General features: G+C 51.9%; 18 protein-coding genes. 1 reads left to right on the forward strand and 17 read right to left on the reverse strand.

Annotated elements, in window-relative coordinates; all coding sequences use genetic code 11:
- Nucleotides 1–244: 244 nt before the first annotated feature.
- The 6 genes from PT964_RS00005 to PT964_RS00030 form a co-directional block, all read right to left on the reverse strand.
- Nucleotides 245–340, reverse strand: a complete 96-nt coding sequence (locus PT964_RS00005; protein WP_337994996.1) for a putative holin-like toxin — start codon at nucleotides 338–340, stop codon at nucleotides 245–247.
- Between the two features lie 132 nt (nucleotides 341–472).
- Complete coding sequence (locus PT964_RS00010; protein ID WP_274361255.1) at nucleotides 473–955, reverse strand: DMT family transporter; 483 nt, start codon at nucleotides 953–955, stop codon at nucleotides 473–475.
- 35 nt (nucleotides 956–990) lie between these two features.
- On the reverse strand, nucleotides 991–1,689 hold the full coding sequence (locus PT964_RS00015; RefSeq protein ID WP_274361256.1) for a Crp/Fnr family transcriptional regulator: 699 nt from the start codon (nucleotides 1,687–1,689) through the stop codon (nucleotides 991–993).
- Between the two features lie 30 nt (nucleotides 1,690–1,719).
- The gene (locus tag PT964_RS00020; RefSeq protein WP_274361257.1) at nucleotides 1,720–2,145 is read right to left on the reverse strand and encodes a DMT family transporter; all 426 of its coding nucleotides are present in this window, start codon (nucleotides 2,143–2,145) and stop codon (nucleotides 1,720–1,722) included.
- Between the two features lie 112 nt (nucleotides 2,146–2,257).
- Nucleotides 2,258–2,659: an NUDIX hydrolase gene (locus tag PT964_RS00025; RefSeq protein ID WP_274361258.1), complete on the reverse strand. Its 402-nt coding sequence runs from the start codon at nucleotides 2,657–2,659 to the stop codon at nucleotides 2,258–2,260.
- A gap of 92 nt (nucleotides 2,660–2,751) precedes the next feature.
- Nucleotides 2,752–3,867, reverse strand: coding sequence for a glycoside hydrolase family 172 protein (locus PT964_RS00030; protein ID WP_274361259.1), 1,116 nt, complete (start codon nucleotides 3,865–3,867; stop codon nucleotides 2,752–2,754).
- Between the two features lie 175 nt (nucleotides 3,868–4,042).
- On the opposite strand from PT964_RS00030, the gene PT964_RS00035 reads away from it, so the two are divergent.
- Complete coding sequence (locus PT964_RS00035) at nucleotides 4,043–5,086, forward strand: LLM class flavin-dependent oxidoreductase (protein ID WP_274361620.1); 1,044 nt, start codon at nucleotides 4,043–4,045, stop codon at nucleotides 5,084–5,086.
- Nucleotides 5,087–5,105: 19 nt separating this feature from the next.
- On the opposite strand, the gene PT964_RS00040 is transcribed toward PT964_RS00035, so the two are convergent.
- The 11 genes from PT964_RS00040 to PT964_RS00090 form a co-directional block, all read right to left on the reverse strand.
- Complete coding sequence (locus PT964_RS00040) at nucleotides 5,106–6,629, reverse strand: sigma-70 family RNA polymerase sigma factor (RefSeq protein ID WP_274361260.1); 1,524 nt, start codon at nucleotides 6,627–6,629, stop codon at nucleotides 5,106–5,108.
- A gap of 169 nt (nucleotides 6,630–6,798) precedes the next feature.
- Entirely contained in the window at nucleotides 6,799–7,779 is a 981-nt protein-coding gene (mreB, locus tag PT964_RS00045; protein WP_274361261.1) for a rod shape-determining protein, read from the reverse strand.
- 13 nt (nucleotides 7,780–7,792) lie between these two features.
- Nucleotides 7,793–8,044, reverse strand: coding sequence for a universal stress protein (locus PT964_RS00050; protein WP_274361621.1), 252 nt, complete (start codon nucleotides 8,042–8,044; stop codon nucleotides 7,793–7,795).
- Nucleotides 8,045–8,280: 236 nt separating this feature from the next.
- Complete coding sequence (locus PT964_RS00055) at nucleotides 8,281–8,529, reverse strand: hypothetical protein (RefSeq protein WP_337994997.1); 249 nt, start codon at nucleotides 8,527–8,529, stop codon at nucleotides 8,281–8,283.
- A 99-nt stretch (nucleotides 8,530–8,628) separates the two neighbouring features.
- Nucleotides 8,629–9,336, reverse strand: coding sequence for a 2-phosphosulfolactate phosphatase (locus PT964_RS00060; RefSeq protein ID WP_274361262.1), 708 nt, complete (start codon nucleotides 9,334–9,336; stop codon nucleotides 8,629–8,631).
- Between the two features lie 10 nt (nucleotides 9,337–9,346).
- Nucleotides 9,347–10,279, reverse strand: coding sequence for a DUF3895 domain-containing protein (locus tag PT964_RS00065; RefSeq protein ID WP_274361623.1), 933 nt, complete (start codon nucleotides 10,277–10,279; stop codon nucleotides 9,347–9,349).
- Nucleotides 10,280–10,382: 103 nt separating this feature from the next.
- The gene (locus PT964_RS00070) at nucleotides 10,383–11,207 is read right to left on the reverse strand and encodes an alpha/beta hydrolase (RefSeq protein ID WP_274361263.1); all 825 of its coding nucleotides are present in this window, start codon (nucleotides 11,205–11,207) and stop codon (nucleotides 10,383–10,385) included.
- 178 nt (nucleotides 11,208–11,385) lie between these two features.
- Nucleotides 11,386–12,345, reverse strand: a complete 960-nt coding sequence (locus tag PT964_RS00075; RefSeq protein ID WP_274361264.1) for an acetylxylan esterase — start codon at nucleotides 12,343–12,345, stop codon at nucleotides 11,386–11,388.
- A 58-nt stretch (nucleotides 12,346–12,403) separates the two neighbouring features.
- On the reverse strand, nucleotides 12,404–14,458 hold the full coding sequence (locus tag PT964_RS00080; RefSeq protein ID WP_274361265.1) for an alpha-amylase family glycosyl hydrolase: 2,055 nt from the start codon (nucleotides 14,456–14,458) through the stop codon (nucleotides 12,404–12,406).
- Nucleotides 14,430–15,161, reverse strand: coding sequence for a phytanoyl-CoA dioxygenase family protein (locus PT964_RS00085; protein WP_274361266.1), 732 nt, complete (start codon nucleotides 15,159–15,161; stop codon nucleotides 14,430–14,432). Before PT964_RS00085 ends, PT964_RS00080 begins: the two co-directional genes overlap by 29 nt.
- 37 nt (nucleotides 15,162–15,198) lie before the next feature.
- Nucleotides 15,199–16,281 carry a Gfo/Idh/MocA family protein gene (locus PT964_RS00090; RefSeq protein ID WP_274361267.1) on the reverse strand — a complete coding sequence of 361 codons (1,083 nt, stop codon included), beginning with the start codon at nucleotides 16,279–16,281 and terminating at the stop codon, nucleotides 15,199–15,201.
- Nucleotides 16,282–16,304: the final 23 nt, after the last annotated feature.

Consider the following 16,304-nt stretch of genomic DNA (forward strand, 5'->3'; position numbering starts at 1 on the left):
GAGGCTGAAACTAAGTTTTGTACGTTAATTGGTCAGTTGTAGTTTAAAAAAAGGTGCCTCCGATATCAAATACGAAAACCATACTCAGTTTTCCATTCAATTCTGATTTGCTTTGTGGTATCATATCAGTAAATAAGCCGAGTGCTGGTAACACTCGGCTGCACAATCGGCTTGGGCGGGTTTTCCCTTCCTAGTCAGAACGAGAACAGAACCCACCTTCGGCGGTCAACCTTGGGGTGGGTTCTTACTTTCTTCTGTAATTATTCCCGATGTATGTTAAAAGGGCAATGACAAAGCTTCCAAATAATATCATCATTGTGATTGCATCCTTCAACTCCATGGCCTCACCTCCTCTCGAAGGGAAACCATGCCCACCCAAGATTCAATTGTACTACCCTATTATACCAACTTTATCCTTTAAAGGATAGAACATTCGTTCGGAATTCATTCTTTCTTCGCATCGCGTATAAACTTATGAATTACGTCCGGCACTTTTAAGAAGACTTCTCCATATGTCATGTTGGCCGCCAAATTTAAAAAGAACGATGCCGCAAATAATGACGATTACGCCGACGAGCTGCTGGAACGTGAACGGAATCCGCTCAAGTCCCATGAATCCGATCGAGTCCCATAATAAGGCGAATACAAGCTGAGAAGCCAGTGCAACGGAAATCCCAAAAGTAGGCCCGAGCAGCCTGATCCCTTGTATCATACAGGTCACCACCCCGACTCCGAGCAGTCCGCTGAACCAGAACCAAATCTGCATATTCGACAAGTCGAATAACTGTTTCCCTTCCAAAACCAGTCCGATTGCGAATGAAGCGAGGAAGCCTAATCCCAGCACCAACACCGTTGTCGCCCAATTGCCGGCGCGTTCGCTAACTTTGCTGTTAAAAATATTTTGCAGGCTGACCAACGATCCGGCAATCAGCGCCAACAATAACCCTTGGATCACGAACCTCTCTCCTTCCGATACCATTTTTTTACGATCTACTCATAGATGTTTCGACTGGCCAATGCGCTCAAGCCTTCCTTGTCCTTAACGAGGATGAACCCTCTTTGACGTTCAACCAGTCCTTCATTACTGAACCGTTTAAGAACTCGATTTAAATGCCTGTAGCTCGTTCCGATTAAGTTCGCCGCGTCTTTCAAATGGACCGTTTCCAGTCTTCCTTTAAATTGATCGTCCGATTGATCGTAAGAGACCGATAATAAATAGCTTGCCGCCCGCACTTCCACCGGATACATCAAATTGAAGCTCATCGAGTTGGATTTCACATAAAACTTGCGCGTAATAATATCCAATAAAAAATTAAGCAGCGGCGCATAGTCGCTTCCGAATTTTCTTAACCAACGATACGGAATGCCGACCATGACGACATGCGTCACGGCCTCAACCGTATTGATAAAGTCAATGTCTTGTACGTATTCCAAATCGCCGATCGCCTCGAGCGGCGTCTTAAAAGAGAGAATCAGCGTCTTCCCTTCGGGAGAGGAAGTAAATATTTTTATTTTCCCTTTAACGAGCACAAACAAGGTTTCGGCACGCTCTCCTTGAGAACAGACGGATTCGCCCGGATTGAAGCTGTACAGCGACAAATACGGATATAACGATTCGTTAAAAATGGATTCGATTTGAAAGTCGCGCAAATATCGACCCAACAGGTCGCGATCCTTGATCTCTCTCATTAGCCGTTCATTCCTGTCTTTGATCTCGTCTCAAAGCCTTAATATCGCCACGCCTGCTACCATGAAGCCGATCCCGATAAGCTGCGGCAGCTTCACTTTCTGCTTCGCAACGCCGAACCATCCGTTGGTGTCGATCATAAAGGTGAGACACAACTGCGCTATCAGCAATACGGAAATCGTTAGAGTAGCCCCAATCTGCTGAAAAGCCGTTACATTGCTGAAGATGATCACCGCCGCCAAAGCGCCGCTGCTCAAATACAACGGTTTTACCTGCTTCAATCGTTGAAAGCTTCGGTCCCGTACGAACAAACATAAGAGCATTGCCGCGACAAACCCGGTCAGCTGGGTAATCGTCGCCGCTTGCCAGGTGCCTATATTTTCGCTGATCCGCGTATTGGCCACTCCTTGCAATGTTATAAACGCCCCGCCTAACATTGCGAATAAACTGCCTTTCATGCTATCGCTCCCCGATACGGTTTTCTATTATTAAAAGATAACCGCACCTTCATTGGGAAGGACATATGTCCCAAACAAGCATAAATAAAGCGGCCGCATCGTATGCCGGTTCTTAAGTAAGCCGCTTTTCCGCATGCAGTCGATCAAAGACAAGCCGGCTGACGGGAGATACCCGTTCCTTGTCTTTATGGGCGAACCATGCCAGCTCATCGATTTCGGAAGCGGGGCGCAGCTCGCCCTCATACTCCGCAAAATAACAAGCCATGGATACAAGAACCCCTTCCGATTTGCCGTGCGCCTGCGTTTCGAACGTTCCGAAATATACGGCGGTTTCCGGCTTGATTCGAACGGACAGCTCCTCTTCCGTCTCCCGCACGAGCGTTTCTATATCGGTTTCACCCGGCTCCCTCTTGCCGCCAGGAATATAATACGAATCCTTCCCCTTGGAACGCGCGCATAACATTCGGCCGTCCACAATATGAAGCCACGCAATCTTATCAATGGCAGTGCTCATGAAATCGTCCCCCTATGCTTTCTCATTATCATATCATTGCAGCGGAAAAAAAACCGCCCCGGTCGGTTTGACCGGAGCGGCTCGGCAATCGATTATTCGTTCCCCCACAATGTCGGAGAAGACCCTCGCGCTTTGCGCCACTCATGACGCCATCTGTGTACGTCGACAAACGATATTTCCGGCATGTTTACGCGCTGTTCCTTCGGAGGAAGCGCTGGGAACGGTTTGTGCGGCTCCGACTGATACCAGTACGCGACCGTGCTGAGATCAAGCGTCAAGCTGTTATCGTGTCCATGCTCGATGCTGGCGCGGAGCGAGCGCTCGAACACAACCGGATCCTCCAGCATAAAGCGGTAGCAGTGGGTGCGCCCCATCCAGCCGAGCTTATTCGGAACCTTGGCGTAACCGAAATACGGATGCGCAAATACTTCATTCGGGCACCAAGCCCCGTTAAAAAAGTCTTCGGTTCCCGTACCGTGCAAAGAACCCGGCCATGGCTCCCCGTCGACCATAAACATGTCGTCGCCTTCGCCGTACCACATCGGTCCTGGATTATCGACATAATAATTTACGCCGACAAAATGACCTTTGCCTTCAATATCGGCAAATAAATAATTGTGCTTATCCGTCTGGTTCGGAGATTGCGGCCCGATCACGCCCCATTCCGTTTCACCCTCGTCCGGATGAACCCCGGTAATTTCGCGGTTCCACCAGGCATGAAATCTGCCTGCGTCATCCGGAATCCGATCGTGCTCTTCATAGTCGACATAATAGTAGAAGGAATCGATCTCATCTTCGGACTGGTTTTCCACCGTAATTCGCGCCCCATCTCCGAAAGGCATCGGGAAGTAGCAATTCAACGCCCGTCCTTCGGCCGGCGCAGCGGCAAGCGGCATCGAGGAAAAATTGTAATTTTCCCCCCAGCCCTGCCCGAAGAAGTCGCCGATCGGCGATTCCACGCTGGGCTCTTGTTCGCCGTCCCAATACATGCGAATGACAGCGTTGCGGCGAATAAACGAATCCTTGGTGCTTATTGTAATCCAGATGTGCTTAATTATACCAGCGCCGGAAATGACGGCGATTTCAGCGGTTTCTCCCGGTTTGATCACGATTTTGTCCGCGTTTCCGCCGGTACGGTCATAGCTGGAAATCCGCTTCGTACGCACTCCCGATCGGAGCGTATGGATGTTGCTCAATGGACCTGGCATGTTAAAATGAAAGCGTCCTCTTATAAGTTATCGTTTACATAACGCACACTTATAATAAATACGAGGTTCGGTTCAAATCTCCTGCTGCCGGCTCGCGTTTGTGAAATAATCCGTAACTAAGTAAACTGGAGTTAATAAAGGAGGAATCATCCGGATGACCGATCATACTGCGAGCATGGAAATAGGAATCAGCACATTTTTGGAAGCGACGCCGGACCCGGCGACAGGACGAGCGATTACTCATGCCGAACGGCTGCGCGATGCGGTGGAAGAAATTGTACTGGCGGACCAGGTCGGACTTGACGTTTATGGGGTCGGCGAGCACCATCGGGCCGACTACGCGAGCTCGGCTCCCGCCGTCGTTCTGGCTGCCGCCGCCGCCATGACGAAACGAATCCGGCTCACAAGCGCCGTATCGGTATTGTCCTCGGACGATCCGGTTCGAGTGTACCAACATTTCGCCACCCTTGACGGCATCTCGAACGGGCGGGCTGAAATTATGGCGGGAAGGGGATCGTTTATCGAATCGTTTCCGCTTTTCGGATACAGCTTGGACGATTATGACGAACTGTTTAATGAAAAGCTGGAGCTGCTGCTGAAAATTCGCGACTCGGAGAAGGTAAGCTGGCGCGGCGGACACCGTCCCGCGATCGACAATTTGGGCGTTTACCCTCGGGCCGTGCAAACCCCGCTGCCGGTTTGGATCGCTTCCGGCGGAACCCCGCAATCGGTCGTTCGGGCGGGCTTGCTCGGCCTTCCGATCGCACTCGCCATCATCGGAGGCATGCCGGAAAACTTCGCTCCGCTGGTTGAGCTTTATAAGGAAGCGGCCGTGAAGGGCGGGCACGATCCGAGCAAGCTGCCTATCGCGACGCATTCGCACGGCTTTGTCGGGGAAACGACCGAGCAAGCAGCCGACTTGTTCTTCCCTCCCACCCAAGCCCAGATGAACGTTCTCGGGCGCGAGCGGGGTTGGGGACATTACAGCCGGGCAGCCTACGATCAGGCGCGCAGTCTTCGAGGCGCCCTCTATGTAGGGGATGCCGAATATGTAGCGGAAAAAATTTTACTGCTGCGCAAAAATCTCGGAATCACCCGGTTTTTCCTTCACATCAATGTCGGCACGATGCCGCATGACTTGATGATGCGCTGCATCGAGCTGCTCGGCACGAAGGTCGCGCCGATCGTGCGCAAGGAGCTTGAACGAGAAAGCAAATGAGAAAAAAGTGTGAGAGGCTTTAGTAGCCCTCACACTTTTTTATTTGCAATCCGCCTAACCGTTCTTCGTCTCGCTTCGCCGACGACCATCTTTCTTTCCCATCCAAGACTCGCTTTCCGAGCTCCGTCAAATCAACGTTACAATTCCGAAACGGAGGAACGGGAGACGTAAAGCTCGGGAACGCCTCCATCCCCTGTATGTGCAGCAAGGCGCCGGGTTCCGCCGACATGATCGCCATACGATGCCAATATTCCAAGTCCCCCATTCCCAACAAATGCAAACGGTCGCCAACCGCGCGAAACAGCTCATACGGCTCGACGATACCCGCCGCAACCGACTCCAATGTCGCTTGCTCAATGGCCCCTAAACCGTTGGCAGGCGAAGGCAGCCTGGACAGATGCGCTTCGAAGGCCTCCTTCAAGAACGGCAAAGCCGATAAATCCTCCTGCAGCAGCCGGACATGATCCGAAAGCCGTTCGGATGCATAAGCTGTCCACGCTTTTCTGCCTAGCTCCAGCTCCCGGCGGCCGATCGCCTTCCACGTTCCCGATAGCGACATTAATTGCTTAGGAGTAAGCTGCCCAAGTCCCCGGAACAACGGTATTCCCGGAAACTCCCCGATAGTAAGCAAGCTGAGCTTCGTGTCGCCAAGCTTTTGCCCGGAAAACCAGTTCAGCAAATAAGCGAGCATTGTTTGGTCATACAGGTCGTGTTCGAACCATAGGACAATTTCCCGATATTTTTGGAATCCGCCGAGCACTTGCTCTTGCGATCTGCAATACTCCATAAAGGTATCCCTCGGGATTCCCATAGCCCGCTCCAGATAGGCGGCTCTCTCCGATCGGTGAGCGTCTTCCGACATGTTCTCGAATACCGGTCCGACCGTATAGATTTCCCTCCAAACGAGAATATCCCCTTCTATCCCCCCTTGCTTCAGCTTATCTCCGACTGAATCGCCGTTCACGATATGCAGCATGCTTGCAGCCTCCTCTTTAAGATCGTTGAACACGGAAACGAGATCCGCAACGGGAAGCGAGTGCTTCAATCGATAACGGGCGTCAAAGAGCCGCTTCTTTAATACGGGTGCCGAAACCCCCAAAAAGCTTGATATTTCTTTAATGGAATAACCGTGAAAATAAAACAGCTGAACGGCAATCCGCTGGTGTAACGGCAATGATTGAACGGAATCAAGCAGCTTGCGTTGCATCTCTCTCTTCTCAATTTCTTCCGATACGCTATCCTGTTCCAATGGTTCGTGACTGACGGCATCATAGGAAACCGTCCGGTGCTTCTTCCGTCTAAGCATACGATAGCATTGCCGTTCGACGATCGTTCGAAACCATCCCGGAAACGCGTTCGTTTCGCGCAGCCGATGCAAATGAACGAATGCTTCCATAAACGATTCCTGCACCGCGTCTTCTGCCGAATACGCATCCCTGAGCTTATGGTATGCCACAGCGAAAGCCATGCCGCGATAATGCTTCACAAGCTGTTCGAAAGCGGCCGAATTTCCTTTTTTAGCGTCCTCTACCCATCGTTCCACTCCTCTCGCCTCCTTTCTTCCGTGTTCATAGACTAAGTGCCTTTTTATGTACAAAAGGTTACGCAACCCGCACCATTTTTACTATTTTACCGAATCGTCAGCAGAAACGCCCGCACACCAAAAATCGGCCGCACCCAATATGCGACCGATTTCTATCCTAACATATTCCCTATGATCCTATCATCATTCCCGTACCCAAGGCTGTACATTCCAGCGGACGGTCGGCAATGTGCACCGGAACCAACGCCTCTCTCCGAATCCGCTCATCGATGCCGTGCAGCAATGCGCCGCCTCCGCACAGCATAATGCCTTGCTCGACCACATCCCCGGCAAGCTCAGGCGGAACTTGCTCCATCGTCGTGCGAATGGCCTCAATTATCAGTCTAACGAAATCATCGACAACCGTATGGATCTCAGTGGAAGAAAGCCGAATCGAGCGCGGCAGCCCGTCAACCATCGCCCGGCCACGCACCTCAAGAAACCGTTCCTCCGCTTTGGGGTCTGCCGTGCCGATCTGTTTCTTAATTTCTTCGGCGGTTCGTTCACCGATTTCCAAATTATGTTTACGTTTTACATATTCCTTGATGTCGTGGTCTATGGATATGCCTGCACGGGAAAGCGTATGGCTCGCCACGATACCGCCGAGCGACAATACGGCCGTTTGACAGCTGCCGCCGCCGATATCGAGCACCAAGTGGCCGATCGGCTCGTTGATCGGCAATCCCGCTCCGACTGCGGCGGCGACCGGTTCTTCCACCGCAATCGCTTTGTTGGCGCCGCTGTGGACGATCGTGTCCTCCACCGCCCGTCTTTGAACATTACTGATGCCGCAAGGCACGGAAATATAAACCTGCGAACGTCCGAACCATGTGCGTCTGCGAATTTTATTCATAAATTGCTTAAGCATGCTGTTTGCCATATCGAAATTCGCGATCACTCCGTTGCGGAGCGGGTAACTGATTTCCACATGATCGGGAGCTCTTCCGATCATTGCTTGCGCTTGCGCCCCGACGGCCAGTATTTCACCGGTGCCTTGATGAAAGGCGACAACGGACGGCTCGCTGAGGACAATGCCTTTTCCCCGCTCGAAAATAACAGTGTTAGACGTCCCAAGATCAATCCCGTACACTTTTTCAAATCTCTTAAACATAACCCGCTCCTCTTTATTTCGTAATCATCCGGCTGCGAAGTTCGGAGTTGAAAAATAAATATAATGTACAGTATTCGTAATCGATGTGCGGTTTTCGGGGGAAGCGGCAGCTGAGAAATATTGCTATTTCACTACCAATATCGGAATACGAGAATGTTCTACTGCCAAGGACAATCAGATCGCAGCCGTTGTTTTCGGCGTATTCAATAATTTCCTGCGAAGGATAGCCTTGAAGCAAGGTGACGGATGCGTTCGGCAGATGCATCACCTTGTCTTTCGCTTCCTCTATAGTGTATTGGGCTTAGCCGCAACGGTCGCAATTTTTGGCTATTGCATCGGCTGCACGATATATTATCAGTATAAGAGATGGAAAGCCTTGCGCTCGCGGTCTCGGACGAATTCAAAAAAAAGCGATTGGCACACTAAAGCATCAAAAACTCATTTTCAAAAAAGGACAAAAAATAACGGAGCCGCACTAGACTGCAGGCTCCGCATTCCTTTTTATTGCTTTAAGCTGTTTAACGAATTTTTGTCTTCTTCCAAATCCTGCTGAGCTCTTTGAACCGGCTCTAACTCAGCATCTCCGGCTTGGGCGATCGATCGCTCCGCATGCTCGATCGAATTTTCCGCTTGCGCAATCATTCTCTCGGCAGGATGCGTCTGCGCCTGCTTCACTGCATGGTGCGCTGTGACAACGGACTCTTGCGCCTGAGAAATTGGATTTTGCGATTGTAAGCTCGAATCCTTCACTGATATCCCCTCCTTCTTCTGCACTAGTGTGCGGTATAAAGAGGATTTATATCCCAATCGGGGGCAACCGGCTCGTAAGCGAGTCCCTGCCTCCTTATTTTATAAGATCGGAATCTTTCTTAAGCTCAACGTCCCGTCATCATCCCGTTCGACCTTCAGCACGAAAGAAAACCGGTCCAATTGTAAGCACAAGTCGAAATCTTCCCGCGGCGCGGAAAGCTCGGACGCTTCCCCTCTAACATCCAGAAAGCTGCCGGTCCGGCTCTCTTCGCGTAAATATCGAACGATTTCGTCAAAACGATTTTCCTTGCCTTCCAAAGCGTTCTTTATATATTCCGCGCACAGTGTGTCCTCATCCGCATGCTCCGTACCGTTCCAGCCCATGCAAACGAGCGAAACCTGCTCCGGCTTTCGCCTGCGGATATATTCAACGATCGCGCCTGCATTGACGAAGCTGCCTGTGACGATTTCGTCCGCATGGACCGCATTCACGATGCCTTGCGTTCCGGCGCTGGTCGTATGGACTACCGTTTTTCCCGTGAAGTCGACATGCTCCGCATGCTTGGGCGAATTCCCGTAGTCAAAGCCCGGCTGGATGACGCCGCCTCGTTCTCCCATCAATATATAGTCGGGATGCTCCTCTTTCAGACGGTAAGCTTCTTCGATGCGGCCGACGGGAATCATATTTTCCACTCCGTTCGCAGACACATAGCAAGCGACGGAGAACGCACGGAACACATCGATGATCACCGTCAATCCTCTCGCTTCTCTAGCCCCTTCAATCAGCTGCAATATGTTGATTTCCATCGATATCCCCTCAAATCCACGAATATATTCGGTCTTGATAATCCTTACGCGCAAGCCTCACTTTGCCGTTGCCGCAAATCATGTCTAAGTATCGGCAAACCAAAGGATAAATATCGGGCTTGCCGGTCGAAAGCCTATCGGGCGATGCTCCGTGCTCTTTAATGAGCAGCTCGCATAGCTCTCTTGCGCTTCCGATCCCGTCATAAAGATAGCCCAGTATAGCTTCTTGCTGCGCATCGGTCAATGCGGCAGGCGCGTCTACCTTCTCTGCAACTGCGGTCTCCTGCTCGAATGAAAAAAGCAATTGGCCCCCGTCTTCGCCGCCCTGCAGCGGTTGATTCCGTCTTGTGCCCGATTGCTTCATCACCCGGCCGACCTCCCAACTCCGGATCATTTTTTTAAGCCGCAGCAGCTGCCGGTCCAACAATGGAAGATTTAATCGAATAAGCTCCATTATATCTTCGGGTATTTCCAGATCGCTTGGAATGGCAGGAACATGCTCGCCGATGCTCCAACCGGACTGCAGCTTCATCAATATTTCGTCCAATTCGAAGTCAATCAAACTAAAGCCGGATATGATTTGGTGGGCGGTTTTTGCGTCGATGCCGGTATGCAGCTCCAGATGCGATATCCCGAATTTTTTATACTCGCCGGTCGGTTTATATTTAACGATATGCTGATATCGCAAAGCCCGTCCGCACTCGCAAGTTTGCCTCGGATCCACTTTTCCCGCATCGATGAACCCTTCATAAACCCACGAATCGATCAATCGCTCGACCTCTTCCAAAGAGGCGTTCTCTGTAATCGCATGCCCCTTCTGTTTGGCGATCGTATTTGCAAAGACCGTTCTTCTACCCCGCGCCATCACTTCTTCCAAATACACTCGTTGGCTGTCGTCCAAGCCCGACTTATATAAGTCTCTCTCCTCTTCCGATAGCTTCATCACCGTATCACCTCTTCTTCCGCACGTTCAAACTATATCTACTAAACTACCATGTTTTCGCAATAAAGCGTAACAAAAAAAGCCGCCCTCCGGCAGCTTAATGTTATATCCCCCAACCGAACCAAGCGTCTTTCTGGTTTTTTGCCCGCTCCAGCCAATCGATCGTCGCTTTTATGACGTGCTTGGCATGGCCTTTGGTTGAGAACGCATGATCCGCTTGATGCACGATTTCTTTATCGCATTGACCTTGAATTCTTGTCCAGAACACCTTTTGGTACAAAAAGCTATAATCGGCCGGTATGGCCGTGTCGGCGGTTCCATGCACCAGAAATACATCGCCTTGAAATTGAGTCGCCTCTTTCAGCGGATGAAACTCCGACAGCGAATCGAAAAAGGCGTTATGCAGCGTATAGCCCAAGTATTCGGAAGAGCCCCTCGTAATCGCTTCTTCGTAAGCTTCTTTTCCCGTAATTTGAACGATGTCTTGAAAAGGATGCGCCGAAGGAGCCCAAAGCACCAATGAAGTGACTCGCTTGTCCCTTGCGGCCGTCAGCAAAGCGACCGCCCCCCCAAGGCTGTGTCCGAGCAGCGTCACTCGGGTCGGATCGACGAAATCCAAATCAAGCGCGTAATCCAGAACATAACGAGTTTGGTCGATCATATGCTGCAGACCTGATGCTCCATAATCCCCCGTGCTCTCTCCGCACCCGGCATAATCAAACCGCAGCACCACATACCCTTGATCGGCGAGCTCCCTGGCCGCTTTCACAAACAGCCGCTCCTGTCCGATCCGATTCCCCGCAAAGCCGTGGCAAACGACGACCACGGGCAAGCGCGGGTTGCCGCTCTCCAGCAGCTCGCCGCCGGGGTAATGAAGCGTCGCCGCGATATTGATTTTGCCGAATTGAAACTGGATATGCCGTTCCATACCATCTACCTCTCCATCTTGGGCGATTAATTCCAACTAATTTACTTGGTTTTATATATATTATTGACGCTTTTATATCGTGTGTCAATGGCGCGGCGACATATTCTCGATTTGGAGAAAGTAAGCGTAAAAAAAACCCTCCGATTTCCGAAGCGTCGGAAATACAGAGGGGATCCTTTTATAACTTCAGCATGAATTGAATCGTCTTATCGTTCATGCCGGGTAAATATTCGTGCGCGTAATCCGGATAAATTTCAAGCGATTTCTCCGATTGAATTTTGTTATAGGCGGCAAACTGCGTAGAAGGCGGACAAACCGTGTCCATCAGCCCTACGCCCATCATCACCTCGCCGCGAATTCGTTCGGCCAAATGCTGAACATCGATATATCCGAGCTTGTAGAAAATCTCCTCTTCCCGTTTATGCTGCGGGTCATGGAAACGGAAGAACGCCTTCAATTCGTCGTATGCATCCTTCGCCAGGTCCATTTCCCAAACTCGCTTGTAATCGCTCAAGAACGGGTAGTTCGGCGCGAGCCGTTTTATTCTAGGCTCAAGCGCGGCGCATGCAAGCGTCAATCCGCCGCCTTGCGAGCCGCCCATGGCGCCGACCCGCTCCGGATCCACCTCGGGGAAGCCCATGACGATGCCGGCCAGTTGAGCCGTATCGAGGAACATATGCCGGAACAGCAGCTGGTCCGGATCGTCGTCAAGTCCGCGGATAATGTGTCCCCTCAGCGTCGTTCCCTTCACGCCGCCCGTATCCTCCGAGCTTCCGCCTTGACCGCGGCAATCCATGGCGACAATCGAAAATCCCAAAGACGCATAGATCAGCTTGTCGGCCCAATCGCCCGAATGTCCGGAATAGCCGTGGAACTGAAGCACGGCGGGATGCTTCCCTTCCGCATGCTTCGGGCGGACATATTTCGCGTGAATTCGTGCGCCTCGCACCCCGGTGAAATACAAATCGAAGCATTCCGCGAACGGAACTTGAAACTCGCTCGGAACGAGCTCCACCTTCGGGTCCGTCTGTTTCATCTCGGCAACGGCCCGCTCCCAGTATCGGTCGAAATCGTCAGGTCTCGGATTAGTTCCTTGATACTTGTGCAATTCGCTTAAAGGCATATCTACTAATGGCATTCGACAGATCCTCCTAGAAATAGCCGGATTATTGCGAGAACGTTAGGAATGAAAACACTTACAGCAATTTTAAGATGGAGTAACCATATTTGTCCAACCTAATTTTGCCGCTTTCCGGCTGAGGCTGTCCGAACACTGTTTCGTCCCATGCATAATCGAGTGCGCATTCCCGGTTCTGTGAGGAAAGATTCACAACGATCAACCGCCTATTTCCAAGATGCTCTCTCGTAAATGCCATGATCGGCGTCCCCGTGAACAGATACGTAACATTATATTCGTTTCCGAGCCATGTTTTTCGCGCCTGAAACAACTCCGTAAAAAACGACCTCAAATCCGGCCCGTTCCCATTATAAATCGACGCATCCTCATCCCCTTGATAAATCATCGGGATGCCGTCAATGCAGCTCATCAGCACCCAAAGCGCTTTTGCCTTTTCCATGCCGTAAACGGCGGTCGCCCGCGCTTTTTGCCACACCCAAGTGACGGTATCGTGATTGCCCAAAAACCGCAGCTTCAAGTAACGCTCCGGCGCGCTCATCATTTCCGCGTGCAGCCAGCGAGTGAGACGGAACACATATTCCGCCTCCGTCACATCTGCGTTCTCAAGCTCGAACAATACGCGGTACAGCGGAAAGTCATAGAAAATATCGGTATAGGGCGCATAGAACGGCAGCGGGTTAAAATTTTCCGGCGTGACGATCGGTTTTTTCCCTTTAGCGACAATACCGTCCCGAATTGCTTTGGATATCGAGACCCCGCCTCTTACGCTGGAGCTGCTGGGCCGATTGCCGGTGACGGGATTCCAGTTCGACAGCCCGCCCATCGCGCAGTCGATGCGGCTGCCGTCGATATCGAAGCGGTCGACATGCTCCATCACGAGCCCCTTCGTATATTCCCGGTATTCCGGATTAGTCATATCGAACGACAAGCAGTTCCATTCGATCTTCGGCTTTCCATCCCGATCGACCGCCGCCCAGCGCCTGTACTCTATACCGATCGGATCGTCAAGCTCCGGACCGTGCGGCACGTAATCGAACAGCAGCGTCATGCCGAGATCATGCAGCTTACGGCTGAAGAAGGCGACATCCTCGTCCGTTCCGTATCTCGAATCGATGATCCGCTGATCGGTCGGATGGTACACCCCGCGGCTTAGATGCTCGAAGATCGGCAGCACCCATACGTGATCGATGCCCATCCGCTTCAGTGCCGGTAAATCTTCGGCAAATTCACGCATTGTTCTGGCCGTTGGAAAACCGGAATCCATCGTGCCGAACGGGTGGCAGGAATACAGCACCCCTTCCGTATGACCGTTTGCAGGCGGGTTCCATCCTTTGCGCCGGTACAAATCGCGAATCGGCTCAAAGCGGTCACGCCGGCCGAGCGGCTGAACGTATAAGGTACCGCAGAAAAACGACTCGTTCACATCAAGATAGCTCTCTACACCCGCCAAATTCACATAGCAAAGACCGCCTGCTTCATCCGCGTACACACCGGTGCCCCATTTTTCCTCCTCGTCGAGAAACAGCACATTGAGATGCCCGTCAGCGCATTCGGAGTGAATGACCGGATTCACCAGACCAGCGACGACCGGTTGAAAGCTTTGCAGCTCGGAGCTTCGGAATACGGGATGCGGCACATTGCCCGGAAAATCGAAGCTCGTTTCTCCGTTCGATTGAAGCTGGAGCAGGAAGCCGACGCCGTTTATGAGCCGCTTCTCGTTCCGCAAATTTGTAATCGATGCGGTGATTTCCAGCGTACCGGAAATCACCGCATACCGAACGGACACCTCCAAATCGGAAACCTTGTAGAACATCTGCAGCGCATCCAACCGGTCGTTATAGCCCGTGAATTCCCAAGCATTCTCTTGCCCGATGAGCGGGACGATCGGCGGCGTCTCCCATGTATGCAGCGGATCGAGCGAATGATACCGAAGCCGGCCGAGGACGAAATGCCCGTCGATCCCGACGTCGATCAGGAGCTCTCCGACAGGTAACGTCATGTAGTCGTTTGCAATGCGCAGCAGCCTGCCGGTCGTCCGATCGAAGACGCATTCCGTCCCATCATGGAAGTAACGAATCGTTTGCTTATCCATTCTCGCAAGGGTTGCCGGCAATGTTTTCTCCCCGGGCCAGCCAAAATTTCCACCCTGGATTTTTCTCCGGATTCACCTTCGTATCCGCGGAAATATAACGCATCGTATACCCGCATCGGCGATACGGACTCGTATTCGCCGTAGCGCCGTGAATGATGCGCGAATCGTGCAAGGAGCATTCCCCTCTTTCCAGCTCGAAGTACACCGCTTGGGACTCGTCGATATTTTTCACTTGTGCGTGAAACGTGTTTACGGTCTTATCGACGGCTTCATAATCCGAGAAGCCGTTCCGATGCGTGCCCGGAATGACCCTCATGCAGCCGTTCTCCTTATTGCTTCGGTCCAGCGCCAGCCAAATTGTGACGATCTTGTCGTATCTGCTGAATCGTCCGTTCCAATACGCGGAGTCCTCGTGCCAAGGCGTTATGCGCCCGACGTATGGGTCCTTGCATATAAAATGGCTCGACCACAGCACGATGTTCGGGCCGATTACATCCTCCACAACATCAAGCGCTTCCTTGCTCAGAAGAAATTCCAGCAACCGTTCGTCCCGAAAATGCGGCGTGTCCAGCTCATCCGACAGCTTGCTCCCCTTCTCCGCCAGATGCTCCTCAAATATATCCGTCAGCCGGGCGAGCTTCTCTTCGGAAAACAGCTGCCTTTTATAGAGCACATAGCCCTGTTCTTCATACTGCTTCACTTCCGCTTGCGTTAAAGCGCTCATGACCGATCCTCCCTTTTTTTCGCGCTTACTGCGTTTTCTACGTTTCATATTGCTTCATCAGGCTGTCCGCGATCATTTTGAACAGCTTCAAATCTTCCTTGTAATCCTCCGGCGTTGTCTTCGGCTGTTTGCCGTTCACGACAACCTCGTAGAAATATTCGACCTCATGCGTGTAAGGATCTTTGAAGGTCGGACGGATGACCGATTCGTTGTACGCATCGCCGACGGTTTCCTGAATGCGCAGCGTTGTAGGCAAATGGCGGATGTACGGCGTGTCATATTGGACTTTAATCGCTTTCGTATCCCCGAACACTTCAATATGCGCGTCGAACCGTCTCTGATCGTCCACGCCCGTCTCGAACACGGCATAGAAGCCGTCATATTCGAGCGTGGCGGTAATATAGTACCCGTCCTTCCAGTGTGCCGCGGATGCGACCCGCTTCGGTACGCCGATCAACTCCCGCATCGCGGACAGATCGTGGCTGCTCAGCCCGCACATAAGGCGGTACGAATTTTTCACGTGCTGCGGCGCGTCTCCGAGCACCTCCTCGACCATCCGGGCTCCCCGCTTCCAGCGGTCCTCCATCGCTTCCTTCGGAATATCGTTAAACCGTCTCACGTTGCTCGATTGCTCGATAATGAGCCGATTTTGGCCGATAATGTCCCGAATTTTCGCATAGCGGATCGCCGGAAGGCTCTTCACTTCTTCCACGCCCTGAAGGAAGGCGGGAGCGAACCTTCTCATGTAGCCGACCATCACTTGAATGCCCGCCGCGTCGCGTGCCTGTATTATGGCGTCCGCATCCGCAGGCGTGAGGCACATCGGCTTTTCGATGAGGATATGCTTTCCGTTTGCCGCAGCCCATAAAGCGCATTCCGCATGATACTCATCGCTGTTTAGAATAAAGACGGCGTCCAGATCCTCTTGCTCAGTCAGCTCTTTGGCGTCCGTGTACAATTTCGTCACCCCGTACTGCTCTCCCATCTCAGTCAGCAGGGACGACGAAATGTCGCAAAGCGCGGCAATCTCGAATTTGTCGGACAGCTGCCGCAAAATCGGCAGATGTATGATTTGCGCTACCTCGCCCAGACCGATGACACCGATTTTCAATCGTTTCATATACTCCATCTCCTATGTTCCTG

It is taken from the genome of Paenibacillus thermotolerans, from assembly GCF_028745515.1.
Lineage (GTDB): Bacteria > Bacillota > Bacilli > Paenibacillales > YIM-B00363 > Paenibacillus_AE > Paenibacillus_AE thermotolerans.

Excerpts from the sequence above, each read along its gene's own strand:
- PT964_RS00025 (WP_274361258.1), bottom strand. The coding sequence starts at position 2,659 with ATGAGCACTGCCATTGATAAGATTGCGTGGCTTCATATTGTGGACGGC.
- mreB (WP_274361261.1), bottom strand. The coding sequence starts at position 7,779 with ATGTTTAAGAGATTTGAAAAAGTGTACGGGATTGATCTTGGGACGTCT.
- PT964_RS00075 (WP_274361264.1), bottom strand. The coding sequence starts at position 12,345 with ATGCCATTAGTAGATATGCCTTTAAGCGAATTGCACAAGTATCAAGGA.
- PT964_RS00020 (WP_274361257.1), bottom strand. The coding sequence starts at position 2,145 with ATGAAAGGCAGTTTATTCGCAATGTTAGGCGGGGCGTTTATAACATTG.
- PT964_RS00030 (WP_274361259.1), bottom strand. The coding sequence starts at position 3,867 with ATGCCAGGTCCATTGAGCAACATCCATACGCTCCGATCGGGAGTGCGT.
- PT964_RS00060 (WP_274361262.1), bottom strand. The coding sequence starts at position 9,336 with ATGGAAATCAACATATTGCAGCTGATTGAAGGGGCTAGAGAAGCGAGA.
- PT964_RS00065 (WP_274361623.1), bottom strand. The coding sequence starts at position 10,279 with ATGAAGCTATCGGAAGAGGAGAGAGACTTATATAAGTCGGGCTTGGAC.
- PT964_RS00050 (WP_274361621.1), bottom strand. The coding sequence starts at position 8,044 with ATGCATCTGCCGAACGCATCCGTCACCTTGCTTCAAGGCTATCCTTCG.
- PT964_RS00070 (WP_274361263.1), bottom strand. The coding sequence starts at position 11,207 with ATGGAACGGCATATCCAGTTTCAATTCGGCAAAATCAATATCGCGGCG.
- PT964_RS00005 (WP_337994996.1), bottom strand. The coding sequence starts at position 340 with ATGGAGTTGAAGGATGCAATCACAATGATGATATTATTTGGAAGCTTT.
- PT964_RS00015 (WP_274361256.1), bottom strand. The coding sequence starts at position 1,689 with ATGAGAGAGATCAAGGATCGCGACCTGTTGGGTCGATATTTGCGCGAC.
- PT964_RS00090 (WP_274361267.1), bottom strand. The coding sequence starts at position 16,281 with ATGAAACGATTGAAAATCGGTGTCATCGGTCTGGGCGAGGTAGCGCAA.
- PT964_RS00085 (WP_274361266.1), bottom strand. The coding sequence starts at position 15,161 with ATGAGCGCTTTAACGCAAGCGGAAGTGAAGCAGTATGAAGAACAGGGC.
- PT964_RS00035 (WP_274361620.1), top strand. The coding sequence starts at position 4,043 with ATGGAAATAGGAATCAGCACATTTTTGGAAGCGACGCCGGACCCGGCG.